This window comes from Streptomyces sp. NPDC046881 (genome assembly GCF_040645015.1).
Lineage (GTDB): Bacteria > Actinomycetota > Actinomycetes > Streptomycetales > Streptomycetaceae > Streptomyces.
Genome location: NZ_JBEYXJ010000150.1, coordinates 1 through 16,344, shown reverse-complemented (window position 1 = coordinate 16,344; position 16,344 = coordinate 1). Strand labels below are relative to the sequence as shown.

The window sequence follows — 16,344 nt, the reverse complement described above, 5'->3', positions numbered from 1 at the left end:
CGGCCTTCAGGGCCTCGTCGAAGTGGCCGAGGCGCAGCCGGGTCTGCACCTCGCCGGAGGGGCAGCCGGTGGAGGCGACGATGCCCTCGGACCACTGGGCGATGGTCTCCTTGTCCATCCGGGGCCACTTCTGCAGCCAGCCCTCGGCGTAGGCGTCCGAGGAGAGCCGGAAGAGGTTGTGCAGGCCGGTCCTGTTCACGGCCCACATCGTCTTGTGGGTGTAACCACCGGAACCGGAGACGTCGTCCTTCTTCTGGTGCGGCTGGCCCCACTGGATCTTGCGCTTGTTGCGCCGGGACTCAGGGGCGACATACGCCTCGATCCCGATGATCGGGGTGATTCCGGCCTTCTTCGCGGAATGGAAGAAGTCGTACGCGCCGTGGAGGTTGCCGTGGTCGGACATGGCGATGTGCGTCATGCCCATCTCGTTGCACGCGTTGAACATGTCCTTCAGCCGCGCGGCACCGTCCAGCAGCGAGTACTGGGTGTGGACGTGCAGGTGCGTGAAGGGCGGCTTTGACACGGTGAGGCCTCCGGGGGAAACACTCGGCGACGGCGGGCGGACGGTTCTGGGGGTCAGCGTCGAAGTCTATGCCTCGCCACTGACACGGGCCGGGCACCTCCGCGTACCTTCATGCGTTGGGTACGGCAGAAACGCTGTCGTACAGGCAATGCACCAGGAGGCACCCCGCGATGTCGGTCCCCCAGCTCGACGAGGAGCAGCGCGGCGAGGAGATCCTCGCCGTCTTCGACACCGCCTTCGGCCGGCTCCTGGCCGCCGACCCGGCCGCGTTCCGGGTGAAGTTCCGCAAGATGGCGGCCTCGGCCTTCGCGTTCTACCGGGGCACGGCGTGCCTCTTCTACCACGACCTCGACGCGGAGAAGCGCGGCGGACCGTACCTGGACGACCGCACCTCGCGCGTGTGGATCCACGGCGATCTGCACGCCGAGAACTTCGGCACGTACATGGACTCCAACGGCCGCCTGGTCTTCAACGTCAACGACTTCGACGAGGCCTACGTCGGCCCGTTCACCTGGGACCTCAAGCGCTTCGCGGCGTCCGTCGCGCTCATCGGGTACGCGAAGGCGCTGAGCGACGCCCAGATCACCGAGCTGGTGACGGTCTACGCCGCCGCCTACCGCGAGCGCATCCGCGCCCTGGCCACGGGCGCCAAGCGGGACGAGGTGCCGCCGTTCACGCTGGACACCGCGCAGGGTCCGCTGCTGGACGCGCTGCGTGACGCCCGCGCGCTGACCCGGTTCGGACTGCTGGACTCGATGACCGAGATCCGTGACTTCGAGCGCCGCTTCGCCCCGGGCGGCGGCTCCATCGAGCTGGACGCGGCCACCCGGTACAAGGTCCTGGCGGCCTTCGACGGCTATCTGGAGACCCTGCCGGACTCCTCCCTGGCCCGCCCGGACTCGTACCGGGTGAAGGACGTCGTGGGCCGCCGGGGCATCGGCATCGGCTCGGCGGGCCTGCCGTCGTACAACATCCTCCTGGAGGGCCACAGCGACGCCCTGGAGAACGATGTCGTGATCTACATCAAGCAGGCCCAGACCCCGGCCGTGTCCCGGCACATCACGGATCCGGCCATCGCGGAGTACTTCCAGCACGAGGGCCACCGCACGGTGATCTCCCAGCGCGCCCTGCAGGCGCACGCCGACCCGTGGCTGGGCTGGACCGAGCTGGACGGCGCGGGCCAGCTGGTCGCCGAGGTCTCGCCGTACGCCGTGGACCTGGCCTGGGACGACATCGACGATCCGGAGGAGATCGCGGCCGTCGTCGCCGACCTGGGCCGGGCCACCGCCACGATGCACGCGGCGGCGGACGACACCTCCGGCGAGTCGCTGGTGCCGTTCTCCACCGAGCGGGCCATCGACGCGGCGCTCGCGGCCGACGAGGAGGGCTTCGCGCCCCTGCTGGTGGACTTCGCGCACGGCTACGGCGCACGCGCGCGTGCGGACCACCAGATCTTCCTCGACCTGTTCCGCAACGGCCGGATTCCGGGGCTGTGACCAACGCGGGTTCACAGGCACCCTTTAGGGGTCCCTTACCCGCGTACGTGACAGACTCTTCTCTCGCTATGGACATATCCGGGACCCAGCTCAGAGCCGTGCGCGCGGCGCTGTTCACGGCCTTCGTCGTGACGCTCAGCACCGCGTCGCACGTCCTGCTGTCCCGTGCTCCGCTGCCGCTGGCGACCGTGGGCGCGGTCGCCGCCGGGGTGTTCGTCACGGCGTACGCGCTGGCGGGCCGGGAGCGCGGCTTCGGCCGGATCGCGGCCCTGCTGATCCCGCTGGAGCTGGCCGCCGACACGGTGTTCACCACCGGCCAGCACACCTGCTACGGCCGGGCGGGCGGCCCGGTCGCCGGTCCGCTGCGGGCGGTCGGCCTGGACGTGCTGTGCGAGGGCCGGGTGGGTACCCCGCTGGCCCGGATGACCGGCGCCACCGACCGCGCGGGCGCGCTGCTCGCCCACGCCAGCCCGGCCGCGGCCTGGCTGCTGCTGGCCGCGCACATCGGCGTGGGGCTGCTCGCCGCCGCCTGGCTGCGCCGGGGCGAGCGGGCACTGACCCAGCTGCTGCGCGCGGTCGCCGCCACCACCTTCCGGCCGCTGCTGCTCGCGGTGGCCGCGGTCGCCGCACGGCCGCTGCCGGACCGCCGGCCGGCCCGCCCGGCCCCGCGCCGCGCCACCGCCCGCGACCGGCTCCTCGTGCACTCCCTGGGACGGCGTGGACCGCCGTGCTCCGCCCCCGCCGCCACCGCGCCGGCCTTCGCCTGAGCGACGGCCGTCCCGCGGCGGACGGCAGCTGAGCACGATCAGTCCCCCACACGTATCCCGCGTACGACGTGTGCGCGTCCCCTATGGAGATCACCAACATGAGCAAGCGGAACAGCCAGGCGGCGAAGACGGCGGCCCGGGAGCGGCTGCGCCAGGAGCGCGAGCGGCAGGCCAAGCGCGCCAAGGTCAGGCGCCAGCTGATCGTGGCCGCCTCGGTGGTCGGCGTCCTGGCCGCGGCCGGCGGCATCGGCTGGGCCGTCGTCCAGGCGAACAAGCCCGCCTACTGGGAGGCCGCCAAGAAGGACAAGCTCGTCAAGCCGGCCCACACCACGGGCAAGGACGGCACGACGATCGTCCTCGGCAAGAGCAGCGCCAAGAAGACCCTGGTGATGTACGAGGACCCGCGCTGCCCGGTCTGCGCCGACTTCGAGCAGGCGGTCGGCCCGACCATCAAGAAGGACCTGGACGCCGGCAAGTTCAAGATCCAGTACGTCGGCGCCACCTTCCTGGACCGGAACCTGACCGGTGAGGGCTCCAGGAACGCGCTCAGCGCCCTGGGCGCCGCGCTCGACGTCAGCCCCGAGGCCTTCCTCGAGTACAAGTCCGCGATGTACACGAAGAAGTGGCACCCCGCGGAGACCACCGACACGTTCAAGGACGACGCCTATCTGATCCGGATCGCCGACACGGTCCCCGCCCTGAAGGGGAACGCGGCGTTCCAGAAGGCGGTGAAGGACGGCACCTACGACCGGTGGGCGCTGGAGGAGTCCAAGATCTTCAACAGGGACGGCATCTCGGGCACCCCGACGCTGAAGATGGACGGCAAGAAGCTGACGGGCTCCGACGGCAAGAACGCGCCCATGTCGGCAGCCGAGTTCAACACCGCGCTGGAGGCGGCCCTCAAGGGCTGAGCCGACAATCCGTCAAAGGGCGGGCGAACTTTTGCCGGTTCGCCCGCCCTCGCGCGTACCGATCAGTAACCTGATCGTCCGTGACCAGTCGATACAGATCGTCCGAGGCCTCCCAGAACCTCGGCTCGCTTTCCCCCCGCCGCCGTACGGTCGTCAAGGCCGCGGCGGCGACCGCTGTCCTGGCCGGCCCGCTGGCCGCCGCGCTGCCGGCCCGCGCCGCCACGGACGCCCCCGCCTTCCTGCACGGCGTCGCCTCCGGCGACCCGCTGCCCGACGGCGTCCTGCTGTGGACCCGGGTGACCCCGACTCCGGAGGCGATACCCGGCTCCGGGCTCGGCCCGGACACCGAGGTCAGCTGGACCGTCGCCAGGGACAAGGCGTTCACCACCGTCGTCGCCAAGGGCTCCACCACCGCGACGGCCGCCTCCGACCACACCGTGAAGGCCGACATCCGCGGCCTGGAGCCGGCCACCGACTACTGGTTCCGCTTCTCGGCCGGCGGCACCGACTCCCCGGTGGCGCGCACCCGCACCGCGCCGGCGGCGGACGCGGCCGTCCCCTCCCTGCGCTTCGGCGTGGTCTCCTGCGCCAACTGGGAGGCGGGCTGGTTCTCCGCCTACCGCCACCTCGCCGCGCGCAACGACCTGGACGCCTGGCTGCATCTCGGCGACTACATCTACGAGTACAAGTCCGGCGAGTACGCCAACCGCGGCAAGGTCGTCCGCCCGCACGCGCCGGCCAACGAGATCCTCACCCTCGCCGACTACCGGATCCGGCACGCCAGGTACAAGACCGACCCCGACCTCCAGGCCCTGCACCTGAAGGCGCCGGTCATCGCGATCTGGGACGACCACGAGTTCGCCGACAACGCCTGGTCGGGCGGCGCGGTCAACCACACCGAGGGCGCCGAGGGCACCTGGACGGCCCGTCAGGCCGCCGCCAAGCAGGCCTACTTCGAGTGGATGCCGGTCCGCCCGGCCGTCGCCGGCACCACCTACCGGCGGCTGCGCTTCGGCAAACTCGCCGACCTGTCCCTGCTGGACCTGCGCTCCTTCCGCTCCCAGCAGGCGTCCACGGCGAGCGGCTCGGTGGACGACCCGGACCGCACGCTCACCGGACGCGCCCAGCTCGACTGGCTGAAGGCGGGCCTGAAGGCCTCCGACACCCGGTGGCGGCTGGTCGGCAACTCGGTGATGATCTCGCCGTTCTCCTTCGGCTCCCTCTCCGCCGACCTGTTCAAACCGCTCGCCAAGCTGCTGGGTCTTCCGCAGGAGGGCATCGCCGCCAACACCGACCAGTGGGACGGCTACACCGACGACCGCCGCGAGCTGCTGACCCACCTGCGCTCCAACGCCATCGGGAACACCGTCTTCCTGACCGGTGACATCCACATGGCGTGGGCCAACGACGTGCCGGTGGACGCGGGCACCTACCCGCTGTCGGCGTCGGCGGCCACCGAGTTCGTGGTGACCTCGGTGACCTCCGACAACCTGGACGACATCGTGAAGGTGCCCGAGGGCACGGTCTCCGCGGTCGCCGCGCCGGTCATCAAGGCCGCCAACCGGCACGTCCACTGGGTGGACACCGACCGGCACGGCTACGGCGTGCTGGACATCACCGCCGAGCGCGCCCAGATGGACTACTACGTCCTGTCCGACCGCGCCGACGCGAACGCCACCTCCAGCTGGGTGCGCTCCTACCGCACGCGCAGCGGCACGCAGAAGATCGAGCGGACCTACGACCCGGTGTAACCGCCCGGCTGCAACCGCTCAGCCGAGCGACTCGAGGAAGCCGAGCGCCACCCGCCAGGTGGCCTCGGCGGCCTCCTCGTCGTAGTCCGGCAGTCCGGGGTCGGTGTAGAGGTGCCCGGCCCCGGCGTACCGGTAGATCTCCACATCGGCGCCCGCCCGGCCCATCTGCAGATACCAGGCGCTCAGCCAGTCGTCCGTCTCGAACGGGTCCGGCTCGGCCACGTGCAGCTGCACCGGCAGCTCGTCCACCTGCGCGTTCGGCGCGATGTCCGACGTGCCGTGCAGGAGCAGCAGCCCGCGCGCGTTGTCGTCACCGAGCGCCAGGGTCTGGGCGATGGAGGCACCGAGCGAGAACCCGGCGTACACCAGCCCCCGGTCGGAGTACGGCGCCGCCGCCAGCACGGCCCGCTTGAGCAGCTCCTCCTTGCCGATCCGCTCCTTGAACTCCATGCCCGCCTCGACGGTGTCGCACGTGTGCCCCTCGAAGAGGTCCGGCGTCCACACCTCGTGGCCCGCCGCGCGCAGCCGGTCCGCGGCCTCGCGCACCGCGGGCCTGAGCCCGTAGGTCGAGTGAAAGAGCATGATGTTCATGAGGCCATGGTGCCAGCCGGCTACGACAGTGCCGGTGCCGCCGTACCCAGGAACCCGCCGAACTCACATGTTCAAGGCCTCCGCGCGCCGGTTAGGAGCGGAGGCATGGAGAACGTACTCCGCCCCCTGATCGTGCTCGGCGGCACGGTGCTGCTGACCCTGGCCATCGGCTGGGGCACCGACCGGCTGCTGTGCAAGGCCGACGAACGCAATCACGACACACCCTTGTGGGGGCTGCTACGCCGTGCCCGCATCCCGTACCAGCTCGTGCTGTGCGCCGCCATGCTGCGCGGCTCGTACGACCAGGCGAAGCTGCTGGAGCGGCACCAGGTCGGCATCGGCCGGACACTGACGCTGGTGCTGATCGGCTCGGCCGCCTGGCTGGTGATCCGGATCGCCGCGGCGATCGTCGAGACCACCTACACCCGCTACGCCCGCGCCCACCGCGACGCGGCCCGGGTGCGCCGGGTGCGCACGCAGGTGGAGCTGATCATGCGAGTGGTGTCCGCGATCGTCATCGTCGTGGCCGCCTCGTCGATGCTGCTGACGTTCCCGGCGATGCGCGCGGCGGGCGCCTCCCTGCTGGCCTCGGCGGGCATCATCGCCGCCATCGCAGGTGTCGCCGCCCAGTCGACGCTCTCGAACATGTTCGCGGGGCTGCAGATCGCCTTCGGCGACATGGTGCGCATAGGCGACACCGTCGTGGTCGACGGCGAGTGGGGCACCGTCGAGGAGATCACCCTCACCTTCCTGACGGTCCGGACCTGGGACGAGCGCCGGATCACCATGCCCGTGTCGTACTTCACCTCCAAGCCCTTCGAGAACTGGTCCCGCGGCACCCCGCAGATGACCGGGATCGTCTACTGGCACCTCGACCACAGCGCGCCGATCGAGGCGATGCGCGAGAAGCTCCGCGACATCCTGCGCCACTGCCCGGCCTGGGACGGCCGCGCCTACGGCCTGCAGGTGACGGACACCACCCCGAACACCATCCAGGTGCGCGCCCTGGTGACCGCGAAGGACGCGGACGACATCTGGACGGTGCGGGTCACGGTCCGCGAGCAGATGATCGCCTGGCTGTCCGCGGAGCACCCCTACGCGCTGCCCCGGGTGAACACCGCGGACGCGGTGCTCCCGCCGTACCGCGTCCCGTCCCCCGACGGTGCCTCGCTGCGCAGGGCCTACGAGTTCCCGCGCACCGGCCGCGGCTGACCGGCCGCACCGCTCGTTCCGCCCGCCCGGGACCGGGTGCTCAGCGCAGACTCCGTACGTCGAGGTGGCGCAGCACCCGGTCCACGATCTCCGGATCCGCCCCGGGCTCGCTGCGCGCCGCCAGGACCTCGTGCCGGGCGGCGCTCAGCATCTCGTTCTGGATGCGCCGCACCCGCTTGAGCCGCCTGGCCCGCTGGTGGTGCGCCTCCCGCCGCTCCTCCTCCCCCATGTCCGGGCTGATCCGGATCCCGATGTCGAAGGCGCGCCGCAGCATCTGCTCGGACAGCTCCTCGGGCAGCTCCTCCACCTGCTCGATCTCCCGCAGCCGGCGCTTGGCCGCCTTCGCGGCCCGCACCGCCAGTTCCTTCTCGAACTCCTTCTCCCGCTCGGAGTCGGCCCGCACGCCGAGCCGCCGCACCAGCCACGGCAGGGTCAGCCCCTGCAGCACCAGCGTGACGATGATCACACCGAAGGCGATGAAGATGATCTCGTCCCGGTCAGGGAACGGGGAGCCGTCCTCGGTGCGCAGCGGCACGGCCAGCGCCAGCGCCACCGAGGCCACCCCGCGCATCCCGGACCACCACATCACGACGGTCTCCCGCCAGCTCACCGGGATCTCCTCGTCGTAGTCCCGGCGGGCGTGCAGCCGTTTGGTCAGCCAGGTCGCCGGCAGCAGCCACAGCAGCCGTACGACGACCACCACGCCCACGACGGCGGCCGCCCAGCCGAGCATCTCGCCCCACCGCCCCTGGGCCGTGCGGATGGCGTTGTGCAGCTCCAGGCCGATGAGTCCGAAGGCGACGCCCGTGACGAGGGTGTCGATGATGTCCCAGAAGGTGTGCCCGGCGAGCCGGGTCATCACGTCGTCGGCGTCCGAGGCGTACTCGGCGAGGAAGAGCGCCGTGGTGAGCACGGCGAGCACCCCGGAGCCGTGCAGCCGCTCCGCGAGCACGTAGGAGGCGTACGGCACCAGCAGGGTCATGCCGATCTGCAGGGTCGGGTCGCCCAGCAGGTCCATCAGCTTGTTCGCGCCCCAGCCCAGCACCAGGCCGACGGCCACCGCGACGACCGCGGACAGCACCAGGTCCAGGCCGGCCCGCCAGGGCGAGAACGTGCCGCTCACGGCCGCGGCGATCGCCACGTGGTACAGCACGATCGCGGTCACGTCGTTGAAGAGGCCCTCGCCCTCCAGGATCGACACCAGGCGGCGCGGCAGCCCCAGCTGTCCGGCGACGCTGGTCGCGGCGACCGGGTCGGGCGGCGCGACCAGGGCGCCCAGCGCGACGGCGGCCGCGATCGGCAGCCCGGGCACGATCGCGTTGGCCATGAACGCCACGCACACCGTCGTGACGAAGACCAGGGCCACGGCCAGCAGGAAGATCGGCCGGAGGTTGGCCGCGAACTGCCGCCAGGACGTGCGGCGCACGGCGGCGTAGAGCAGGGGCGGCAGCAGCCCCGGCAGGATCAGGTCGGGCGGGATGTTCACGTTGGGCACGAACTCGGCCACCGCCAGCGCCCCGCCGAACAAGGTCATCAGCACCGGCGCCGGCACCCCGAACCGCTCCCCCAGCGGGACGCTCACCAGGGCCCCGAGCAGCAGGACGAACAACAGAGCCAGCTGATCCACGGACGGCGCTCCGGGGGTCGACGATCACACGGCAGACCTCAAGCCTGCCATGCCGCCCGCGCCCCGGCCGTCCCGGCCCGCGCGCCCGCGGTGGGGCCCGCCGCTACAGTGACCGGCGCATCGCCCGGTGCGGTATGCCGGCGTCCGGGAACTCCGGGCCGTACGCCGCGTAGCCGAGCCGCTCGTAGAACCCCAGGGCGTGGGTCTGGGCGTGCAGGTCCACCGCCGTGAGGCCACGGGCGCGTGCCGCGTCCTCGATGGCGCGCACCAGGGCGGCGCCGACGCCGAGCCCGCGCGCCTCGCGCGAGACGGCGAGCCGTCCCAGGGAACCCACCGCCGGGTCCCCGCCGGTCTTCCCGGCCGCCGCCTCGCCGTGCAGCAGCCGCCCGGTGCCCAGCGGCAGCCCGTCCTCGCGGACCGCCAGCACGTGCACGGCCACGGCGTCGTAGGCGTCGTACTCGATGTCCTCGGCGACGCCCTGCTCGACCACGAAGACCGCCTTGCGGACCGCGAAGCAGGCCTCGCGGTCGGCGGGGTCCTCGGCGACCCGGACGGTGTAGGCCGGGCTCACGCCCAGGTCTCCTCGCGGACCTGGTCGAGGGCCTTGCCGAGGTCCTCCGGGTAGTCGCTCGCGAACTCGACCCAGGTGCCGTCGCCGGGGTGCTCGAAACCGAGGCGGACGGCGTGCAGCCACTGGCGGGTCAGGCGCAGCCGCTTGGCGAGGGTCGGGTCGGCGCCGTAGGTGAGGTCGCCGACGCACGGGTGGCGGTGGGCGGCCATGTGGACGCGGATCTGGTGGGTGCGGCCCGTCTCCAGCTTGACGTCCAGCAGGGAGGCGGCGCGGAAGGCCTCGATGAGGTCGTAGTGGGTCACCGAGGGCTTGCCCTCGGCCGTGACCGCCCACTTGTAGTCGTGCTGGGGGTGGCGGCCGATCGGGGCGTCGATGGTGCCGCTCGTCGGGTCCGGGTGGCCCTGGACCAGGGTGTGGTAGCGCTTGTCGACCGTGCGCTCCTTGAACTGGCGCTTGAGCGACGTGTACGCCCGCTCCGACTTGGCGACCACCATCAGACCCGAGGTGCCGACGTCCAGGCGGTGCACGATGCCCTGGCGCTCGGCGGCGCCGGAGGTGGAGATCCGGTACCCGGCGGCGGCGAGGCCGCCGATGACGGTGGGGCCGGACCAGCCCGGCGACGGGTGCGCGGCCACGCCGACCGGCTTGACGATCACGACCACGTCATCGTCGTCGTGCACGATCTCCATGCCCTCGACCGGTTCCGCGACCACCTGCACCGGCGCGGGCGCCTGCGGCATTTCGACCTCGAGCCAGGCGCCGCCGCGCACCCGCTCGGACTTGCCGACCACCGCGCCGTCGACCTGGACCTTGCCGGCCGCGGCCAGCTCGGCCGCCTTCGTGCGGGAGAAGCCGAACATGCGGGAGATGGCGGCGTCGACGCGCTCGCCCTCCAGGCCGTCGGGCACGGGCAGGGTACGGATCTCGGGAATCGTGCTCACCCGTCGAGTATGCCGGACGGGTGAGACGGCACCGAACGAGCCTGTGGAAAACCCGGCCCGACCTCAGTCCTTGTGGACCGTGCCGTCGGGGTCGAGGCCGCGGAAGGACAGCAGCACGATCAGGATGCCGCCGCACACGATCGCCGAGTCGGCGAGGTTGAACACCGCGAAGCCCCTGGGCGCGATGAAGTCCACGACCTCGCCCTCGAAGACGCCCGGCGCCCGGAAGATCCGGTCGGTGAGATTGCCGAGCGCGCCGCCGAGCAGCAGCCCGAGCGCGACCGCCCAGGGGAAGCTGTACAGCTTGCGGGCCAGCCGGATGATCACCACGATCACGGCCGCGGCGATCAGCGTGAAGATCACCGTGAAGGCCGCGCCGAAGCCGAAGGCGGCGCCGGGGTTGCGGATGGCGTGCAGCTCCAGCAGGTCCCCGACGACCTGGATCGGCGCGTGGCCCTCCAGCCGGGAGACGACGAGCATCTTGCTGATCAGGTCGAGGGCGTACGCGAACGCGGCCACCGCGAACAGCACGGCGATCCGGCGCCCGCGGCCGGTCCGCCGCGCCGGGGCCCCCTGCTGGCCCGCACCGGACGCGCCGGCATCCCCGGGCGCACCGGAGCCGGCGGGGGCCCCGTCCGCCGCCGTCCGCTCGCCGCCGTCGTCCGGGGTGTCCGGCGTACCGATGATGCGCTCCGCCTCTGCCACGTGAGTCCCTCAACCTAGGTGCCTGACTGGGGACGAGACTACGGCACGCCCCCAGGGCCCCTCACGCTCAGGAGCGGCGTTCCTGCTTCTGCTTGCACTCCACGCACAGGGTGGCCCGCGGGAACGCCTGCATACGGGCCTTGCCGATGGGATTGCCGCAGTTCTCGCACAGACCGTAGGTGCCCGCGTCCAGCCGTTCCAGGGCGCGCGCGGTCTGGACCAGCATCTCGCGCGCGTTGGCGGCCAGCGCCAGCTCGTGCTCGCGCGTGATGTTCTTGGTGCCGGTGTCGGCCTGGTCGTCGCCGGCGCCGTCCCCGGAGTCCCGCATCAGGCCGACCAGGGACGCTTCGGAGGAGCTGATCTCCTCCTGGAGCCGCGTCATCTCGGACTCCAGTTCAGCGCGGGCCTCGGCGACCTCCTCCGGGGTCCAGGGGTCCTCCCCGGGGCGCACCGCCAGCTCGCCGGGCTCCGCCGCGGCGATGCGTGCCTTGGGAACGGCGGTCTGTGCCGCCGTGGCCGTGCCAGGAGTCTTCTTCGCAACCACTGTCGTGGCTCCCGTCTGCTTGGCGGCCCGCGCCGCGCCCGCTTTCTTGGCCGTACTCGTGCTCTTCTCGGCCGCCGCCGTCACCGCGGCCTGGTGGGCGGCGGTCTTCTTGGCGCCGGTCTCCTTGGCGGCGGTCTTCTTGACGCCGGTCTCTTTAGTGGCCGACTCCTTGGCGTCCGTCTCCTGGACGGTGGTCTCCCGGGTGGCCGCCTTCTTCGCGGCCGTCGTCGTGACGACCGCCTTCTTCGCAGCCGTCTTCTTCACCCCGGCCTTCGCGGCGGCGGTCTTCTTCTTCACCACCGCGTCCTTCACTGCCCCGTCCTTCACCACCGCGTCCTTCACGGCCGCGTCCTTCACGCCCGCGTCGTTCACGGCCGTCCTGTCGGCGGCCGGCTTCTTCCCGACCGCCTTCTTCACCACTGCCCTCCCGGAACCTGCCCTCCCAGAGCCTGCCTTCTCGGAGCCCGCCTTCCCGGAGCCCGCCTTCCCGGAGCCCGCCCTCTCGGACACCGCCTTCCCGGCGGCCGGCTTCCTGGTGACCGCCTTCTTGGCGACCTCCTTGGCCGCTGCCGTCCGCTTGGCAGCCGTCCCCGGAGCGCCCGGCTTCCCGGCCGCGGGCTCCGCGGCGGCCGCCTGGGCAGTCGTCGTCCTCGCGGCGGCCGTCTTCCCGGCAGCCGTCTTCGTGGCGGCCGTCGTGCTCGGAGCCGTCTTCTTGGTGGCAGGCCTCGCGCCGGTCTTCCCGGTCGCCGGCTGCTGTACGGCGGTCTTCTTCGCCACCATGGCCGCGGCCCCTTCACATATTGTGATCTTGCTCGCGAATCGTGCTGGGACGATAAATCGACTCGAGTCCCGCGGCAACGGGGCACACCGCCCGATTCGCCCGCCCGCACCCCCCGAGCCACGGGCCTGCATCCGTTGTGCCCAGCTCCCCGCCGGGTAATCCGCCGGTCCGGGCCCGTACGGACCCGCGCGCCCGCCCCCTCGCCATTCGGGTCATCCGCCCCGGCCGCACCGCGTCCGCCCGGCCGCGCGGAAAACCGGTCGGCCGCTGTCCGCGCGGCGCCGTACACTGGGCGGAGCGAAAAGCGTGGATGGGGACGAGTAGCGGCGTACGCAGCCCAGAGCGACCCGGGGACGGTGTGAGCCCGGGGGCGAGCGCGACGTGAAGATCACCCCGGAGCCGCCGGAAGAAAGCCGCAGCCCGAGGGCGGCGGCGAGTAGAGCCGGCTTCGCGACCCCAATGAGGGGGCTCACCGGCGCACACGGCGCGGCGGAGGGCCAAGGAGGGTGGTACCGCGGGAGCGCGCCGCACACGGCGTGGACAGGAAAGGCTCTCGTCCCTCCGACGGAAGGCAGCAAGTCCGTTGGAGGATGCTCGCAGATGACAGCGCCGACGTACCGCCAGGTGCCCGCACAGGTCGACCTGCCCGCTCTTGAGCACGCCGTGCTCGACTTCTGGCGCGAGCAGAAGGTCTTCGCCAAGAGCCTGGAGCAGTCCCAGGGCCGCCCCGAGTGGGTGTTCTACGAGGGCCCGCCCACCGCCAACGGCATGCCCGGTGCCCACCACATCGAGGCGCGCGTCTTCAAGGACGTCTTCCCCCGCTTCCGCACCATGCGCGGCTACCACGTGGCCCGCAAGGCCGGCTGGGACTGCCACGGCCTCCCCGTCGAGCTGGCCGTCGAGAAGGAGCTGGGCTTCTCCGGCAAGAAGGACATCGAGGCGTACGGCATCGCCGAGTTCAACGCCAAGTGCCGGGAGTCCGTGCTCCGCCACACCGACGCCTTCGCCGACCTGACGACCCGCATGGGCTACTGGGTCGACCTGGACGACGCCTACGTCACGATGGACCCCGAGTACATCGAGTCGGTGTGGTGGTCGCTGAAGGAGATCTTCAACAAGGGGCTCCTCGTCCAGGACCACCGCGTCGCCCCCTGGTGCCCGCGCTGCGGCACCGGCCTGTCCGACCACGAGCTGGCGCAGGGCTACGAGACGGTCGTCGACCCGTCGGTGTACGTCCGTTTCCCGCTCACCTCCGGTCCGCTCGCCGGCCAGGCCGCGCTCCTGGTGTGGACGACGACCCCCTGGACCCTGGTGTCCAACACCGCGGTCGCCGCGCACCCCGAGGTCACCTACGTCGTCGCGACCGACGGCGAGGAGAAGCTCGTCGTCGCCGAGCCGCTCGTCGCCAAGGCGCTCGGCGACGGCTGGGAGACCACGGGCGAGACCTTCACCGGCGCGGAGATGGAGCGCTGGACGTACCAGCGTCCGTTCGAGCTCGTGGAGTTCCCCGAGCCGGCGCACTTCATCGTGAACGCCGACTACGTCACCACCGAGGACGGCACGGGTCTGGTCCACCAGTCCCCCGCCTTCGGTGAGGACGACCTCAAGGTCTGCCGCTCCTACGGCCTGCCCGTGGTGAACCCGGTCCGCCCGGACGGCACCTTCGAGGAGGACGTCCCGCTCGTCGGCGGCGTCTTCTTCAAGAAGGCGGACGAACAGCTCACCGCGGACCTCCAGCAGCGCGGCCTCCTCTTCAAGCACCTGCCGTACGAGCACAGCTACCCGCACTGCTGGCGCTGTCACACCGCGCTGCTCTACTACGCGCAGCCCTCCTGGTACATCCGCACGACGGCGATCAAGGACCGTCTGATCCAGGAGAACGAGAAGACGAACTGGTTCCCGGAGACGGTCAAGCACGGCCGCTTCGGCGACTGGCTGAACAACAACATCGACTGGGCGCTGTCCCGCAACCGCTACTGGGGCACCCCGCTGCCGATCTGGCGCTGCGAGGACGACCACCTCACCTGCGTCGGCTCCCGCGCGGAGCTGACCGGGCTGACCGGCACCGACCAGTCGGCCTTGGACCCGCACCGGCCATACATCGACGAGGTCACCTTCGCCTGCCCGCACGAGGGCTGCGGGAAGACGGCCACGCGCGTGCCGGAGGTCATCGACGCCTGGTACGACTCGGGCTCGATGCCGTTCGCGCAGTGGGGCTACCCGTACAAGAACAAGGAGCTGTTCGAGAGCCGGTACCCGGCGCAGTTCATCTCCGAGGCGATCGACCAGACCCGCGGCTGGTTCTACACGCTGATGGCCGTCGGCACGCTCGTCTTCGACAAGTCGTCGTACGAGAACGTCGTGTGCCTGGGCCACATCCTCGCCGAGGACGGCCGCAAGATGTCCAAGCACCTGGGCAACATCCTGCAGCCGATCCCGCTCATGGACCAGCACGGCGCGGACGCGGTGCGCTGGTTCATGGCGGCCGGCGGCTCCCCGTGGGCCGCGCGCCGGGTCGGCCACGGCACCATCCAGGAGGTCGTCCGCAAGACCCTGCTGACGTACTGGAACACGGTCGCTTTCCAGGCCCTGTACGCCCGTACGGCCGCGTGGGCGCCGTCCGCGGCGGACCCGGCGCCGGCCGACCGCCCGGTGCTGGACCGCTGGCTGCTGTCCGAGCTGCACGCGCTCACCGACCAGGTGACCCAGGCGCTGGAGGCGTACGACACCCAGCGCGCCGGCAAGCTGCTGTCCGCGTTCGTGGACGACCTGTCGAACTGGTACGTCCGCCGCTCGCGCCGCCGCTTCTGGCAGGGCGACAAGGCCGCGCTGCGCACGCTGCACGAGGTGCTGGAGACCGTCACCAAGCTGATGGCGCCGATCACCCCGTTCATCACCGAGCGGGTGTGGCAGGACCTGGTCGTTCCGGTCAGCCCGAACGCACCGGAGTCCGTGCACCTGGCCGCCTGGCCGGAGGCCGACCTGTCGGCGATCGACCCGGAGCTGTCCCGGCAGATGGTCCTGGTCCGCCGGCTGGTGGAGCTGGGCCGGGCCACGCGCGCGGAGTCGGGCGTCAAGACCCGTCAGCCGCTGTCCCGGGCGCTGATCGCGGCGACCGGGTTCGACTCCCTGGACCCGGAGCTGCACACGCAGATCACCGAGGAGCTGAACGTCGAGGGGCTGGCGTCCCTCAGCGAGGTCGGCGGCAGCCTGGTCGACACGACCGCCAAGGCCAACTTCCGGGCGCTGGGCAAGCGGTTCGGCAAGCGGGTGCAGGACGTGGCGAAGGCGATCGCCGCCGCCGACGCGGCCGCGCTGTCCCTCGCCCTGCGCGAGGGCACGGCCACGGTGGACGTCGACGGGGAGACGGTCACGCTCGCCCCGGACGAGGTGATCATCACGGAAACCCCGCGCGAGGGCTGGTCGGTGGCCTCCGACTCCGGTGCCACGGTCGCCCTGGACCTGGAGATCACCGAGGAGCTGCGGCAGGCGGGCCTGGCCCGTGACGCGATCCGGCTGATCCAGGAGGCCCGCAAGAACAGCGGCCTGGACGTGGCCGACCGGATCGCCCTGCGCTGGACGTCGACCGATCCCGCGGTGATCGCCGCGCTGGCCGAGCACAGCGAGCTGATCTCCGAGGAGGTGCTGGCCACCGACTTCGGCCAGGGTGAGGCCGACGACAGCTACGGTGCCACGTTCACCGACGAGGGACTGTCGCTGACGTTCCGACTGCGCAAGGCGTAAGCGCCGAGCGGTTCGAGAAGGGCCCGGTCTCCGTCGAGGAGGCCGGGCCCTTCTTCCTGTCTGGCGGTCGGTCCGGTTGCCGTACGCGGCTCCCCGCGCCCATGGAAGGCCTCACGGCGTCCGGCACCGGCCACTCAACCCGCGTAAAAAGGGCGGGCCCCCCGCGACCGAAGTCCGGGG

Annotated in this window: 13 protein-coding genes; 6 read left to right on the top strand and 7 right to left on the bottom strand. The window is 71.6% G+C overall.

The features are described from left to right. Positions 1–523: PHP domain-containing protein (locus tag ABZ923_RS37960; RefSeq protein WP_361481829.1), on the bottom strand; the 523-nt coding region annotated here is incomplete at its 3' end. A 170-nt stretch (positions 524–693) separates the two neighbouring features. On the opposite strand from ABZ923_RS37960, the gene ABZ923_RS37955 reads away from it, so the two are divergent. The 4 genes from ABZ923_RS37955 (at position 694) to ABZ923_RS37940 (ending at position 5,448) form a co-directional block, all read left to right on the top strand. Next, entirely contained in the window at positions 694–2,019 is a 1,326-nt protein-coding gene (locus ABZ923_RS37955; RefSeq protein ID WP_361481826.1) for a DUF2252 domain-containing protein, read from the top strand. Between the two features lie 68 nt (positions 2,020–2,087). Then, positions 2,088–2,786, top strand: a complete 699-nt coding sequence (locus ABZ923_RS37950) for a hypothetical protein (protein WP_361481823.1) — start codon at positions 2,088–2,090, stop codon at positions 2,784–2,786. Positions 2,787–2,884: 98 nt separating this feature from the next. Continuing rightward, entirely contained in the window at positions 2,885–3,697 is an 813-nt protein-coding gene (locus ABZ923_RS37945) for a thioredoxin domain-containing protein (RefSeq protein WP_361481820.1), read from the top strand. A gap of 80 nt (positions 3,698–3,777) precedes the next feature. Further along, complete coding sequence (locus ABZ923_RS37940) at positions 3,778–5,448, top strand: alkaline phosphatase D family protein (RefSeq protein ID WP_361481817.1); 1,671 nt, start codon at positions 3,778–3,780, stop codon at positions 5,446–5,448. 18 nt (positions 5,449–5,466) lie between these two features. On the opposite strand, the gene ABZ923_RS37935 is transcribed toward ABZ923_RS37940, so the two are convergent. Then, positions 5,467–6,039 carry a dienelactone hydrolase family protein gene (locus ABZ923_RS37935; protein ID WP_361481814.1) on the bottom strand — a complete coding sequence of 191 codons (573 nt, stop codon included), beginning with the start codon at positions 6,037–6,039 and terminating at the stop codon, positions 5,467–5,469. A gap of 105 nt (positions 6,040–6,144) precedes the next feature. On the opposite strand from ABZ923_RS37935, the gene ABZ923_RS37930 reads away from it, so the two are divergent. Then, the gene (locus tag ABZ923_RS37930) at positions 6,145–7,251 is read left to right on the top strand and encodes a mechanosensitive ion channel domain-containing protein (RefSeq protein WP_361481811.1); all 1,107 of its coding nucleotides are present in this window, start codon (positions 6,145–6,147) and stop codon (positions 7,249–7,251) included. A gap of 40 nt (positions 7,252–7,291) precedes the next feature. On the opposite strand, the gene ABZ923_RS37925 is transcribed toward ABZ923_RS37930, so the two are convergent. The 5 genes from ABZ923_RS37925 to ABZ923_RS37905 form a co-directional block, all read right to left on the bottom strand. After that, on the bottom strand, positions 7,292–8,878 hold the full coding sequence (locus tag ABZ923_RS37925) for a Na+/H+ antiporter (RefSeq protein ID WP_361481808.1): 1,587 nt from the start codon (positions 8,876–8,878) through the stop codon (positions 7,292–7,294). A gap of 103 nt (positions 8,879–8,981) precedes the next feature. After that, a complete protein-coding gene (locus tag ABZ923_RS37920) occupies positions 8,982–9,449 on the bottom strand; it encodes a GNAT family N-acetyltransferase (protein ID WP_361481805.1) in 468 nt (155 codons plus the stop codon). Then, complete coding sequence (locus tag ABZ923_RS37915; RefSeq protein ID WP_361481802.1) at positions 9,446–10,390, bottom strand: RluA family pseudouridine synthase; 945 nt, start codon at positions 10,388–10,390, stop codon at positions 9,446–9,448. Before ABZ923_RS37915 ends, ABZ923_RS37920 begins: the two co-directional genes overlap by 4 nt. 63 nt (positions 10,391–10,453) lie before the next feature. Then, positions 10,454–11,095 carry a signal peptidase II gene (lspA, locus tag ABZ923_RS37910; RefSeq protein ID WP_361481799.1) on the bottom strand — a complete coding sequence of 214 codons (642 nt, stop codon included), beginning with the start codon at positions 11,093–11,095 and terminating at the stop codon, positions 10,454–10,456. A gap of 67 nt (positions 11,096–11,162) precedes the next feature. After that, entirely contained in the window at positions 11,163–12,419 is a 1,257-nt protein-coding gene (locus ABZ923_RS37905) for a TraR/DksA family transcriptional regulator (RefSeq protein WP_361481796.1), read from the bottom strand. A gap of 601 nt (positions 12,420–13,020) precedes the next feature. On the opposite strand from ABZ923_RS37905, the gene ileS reads away from it, so the two are divergent. Beyond that, positions 13,021–16,164, top strand: coding sequence for an isoleucine--tRNA ligase (gene ileS, locus ABZ923_RS37900; RefSeq protein WP_361481793.1), 3,144 nt, complete (start codon positions 13,021–13,023; stop codon positions 16,162–16,164). The last annotated feature ends 180 nt before the right edge of the window (positions 16,165–16,344 follow it).

Bases quoted from the DNA above. Each gene is read 5' to 3' on its own strand.
- ABZ923_RS37955 (WP_361481826.1), top strand. From the start codon at position 694: ATGTCGGTCCCCCAGCTCGACGAGGAGCAGCGCGGCGAGGAGATCCTC.
- ABZ923_RS37950 (WP_361481823.1), top strand. From the start codon at position 2,088: ATGGACATATCCGGGACCCAGCTCAGAGCCGTGCGCGCGGCGCTGTTC.
- ABZ923_RS37945 (WP_361481820.1), top strand. From the start codon at position 2,885: ATGAGCAAGCGGAACAGCCAGGCGGCGAAGACGGCGGCCCGGGAGCGG.
- ABZ923_RS37935 (WP_361481814.1), bottom strand. From the start codon at position 6,039: ATGAACATCATGCTCTTTCACTCGACCTACGGGCTCAGGCCCGCGGTG.
- ABZ923_RS37930 (WP_361481811.1), top strand. From the start codon at position 6,145: ATGGAGAACGTACTCCGCCCCCTGATCGTGCTCGGCGGCACGGTGCTG.
- ABZ923_RS37905 (WP_361481796.1), bottom strand. From the start codon at position 12,419: ATGGTGGCGAAGAAGACCGCCGTACAGCAGCCGGCGACCGGGAAGACC.
- ileS (WP_361481793.1), top strand. From the start codon at position 13,021: ATGACAGCGCCGACGTACCGCCAGGTGCCCGCACAGGTCGACCTGCCC.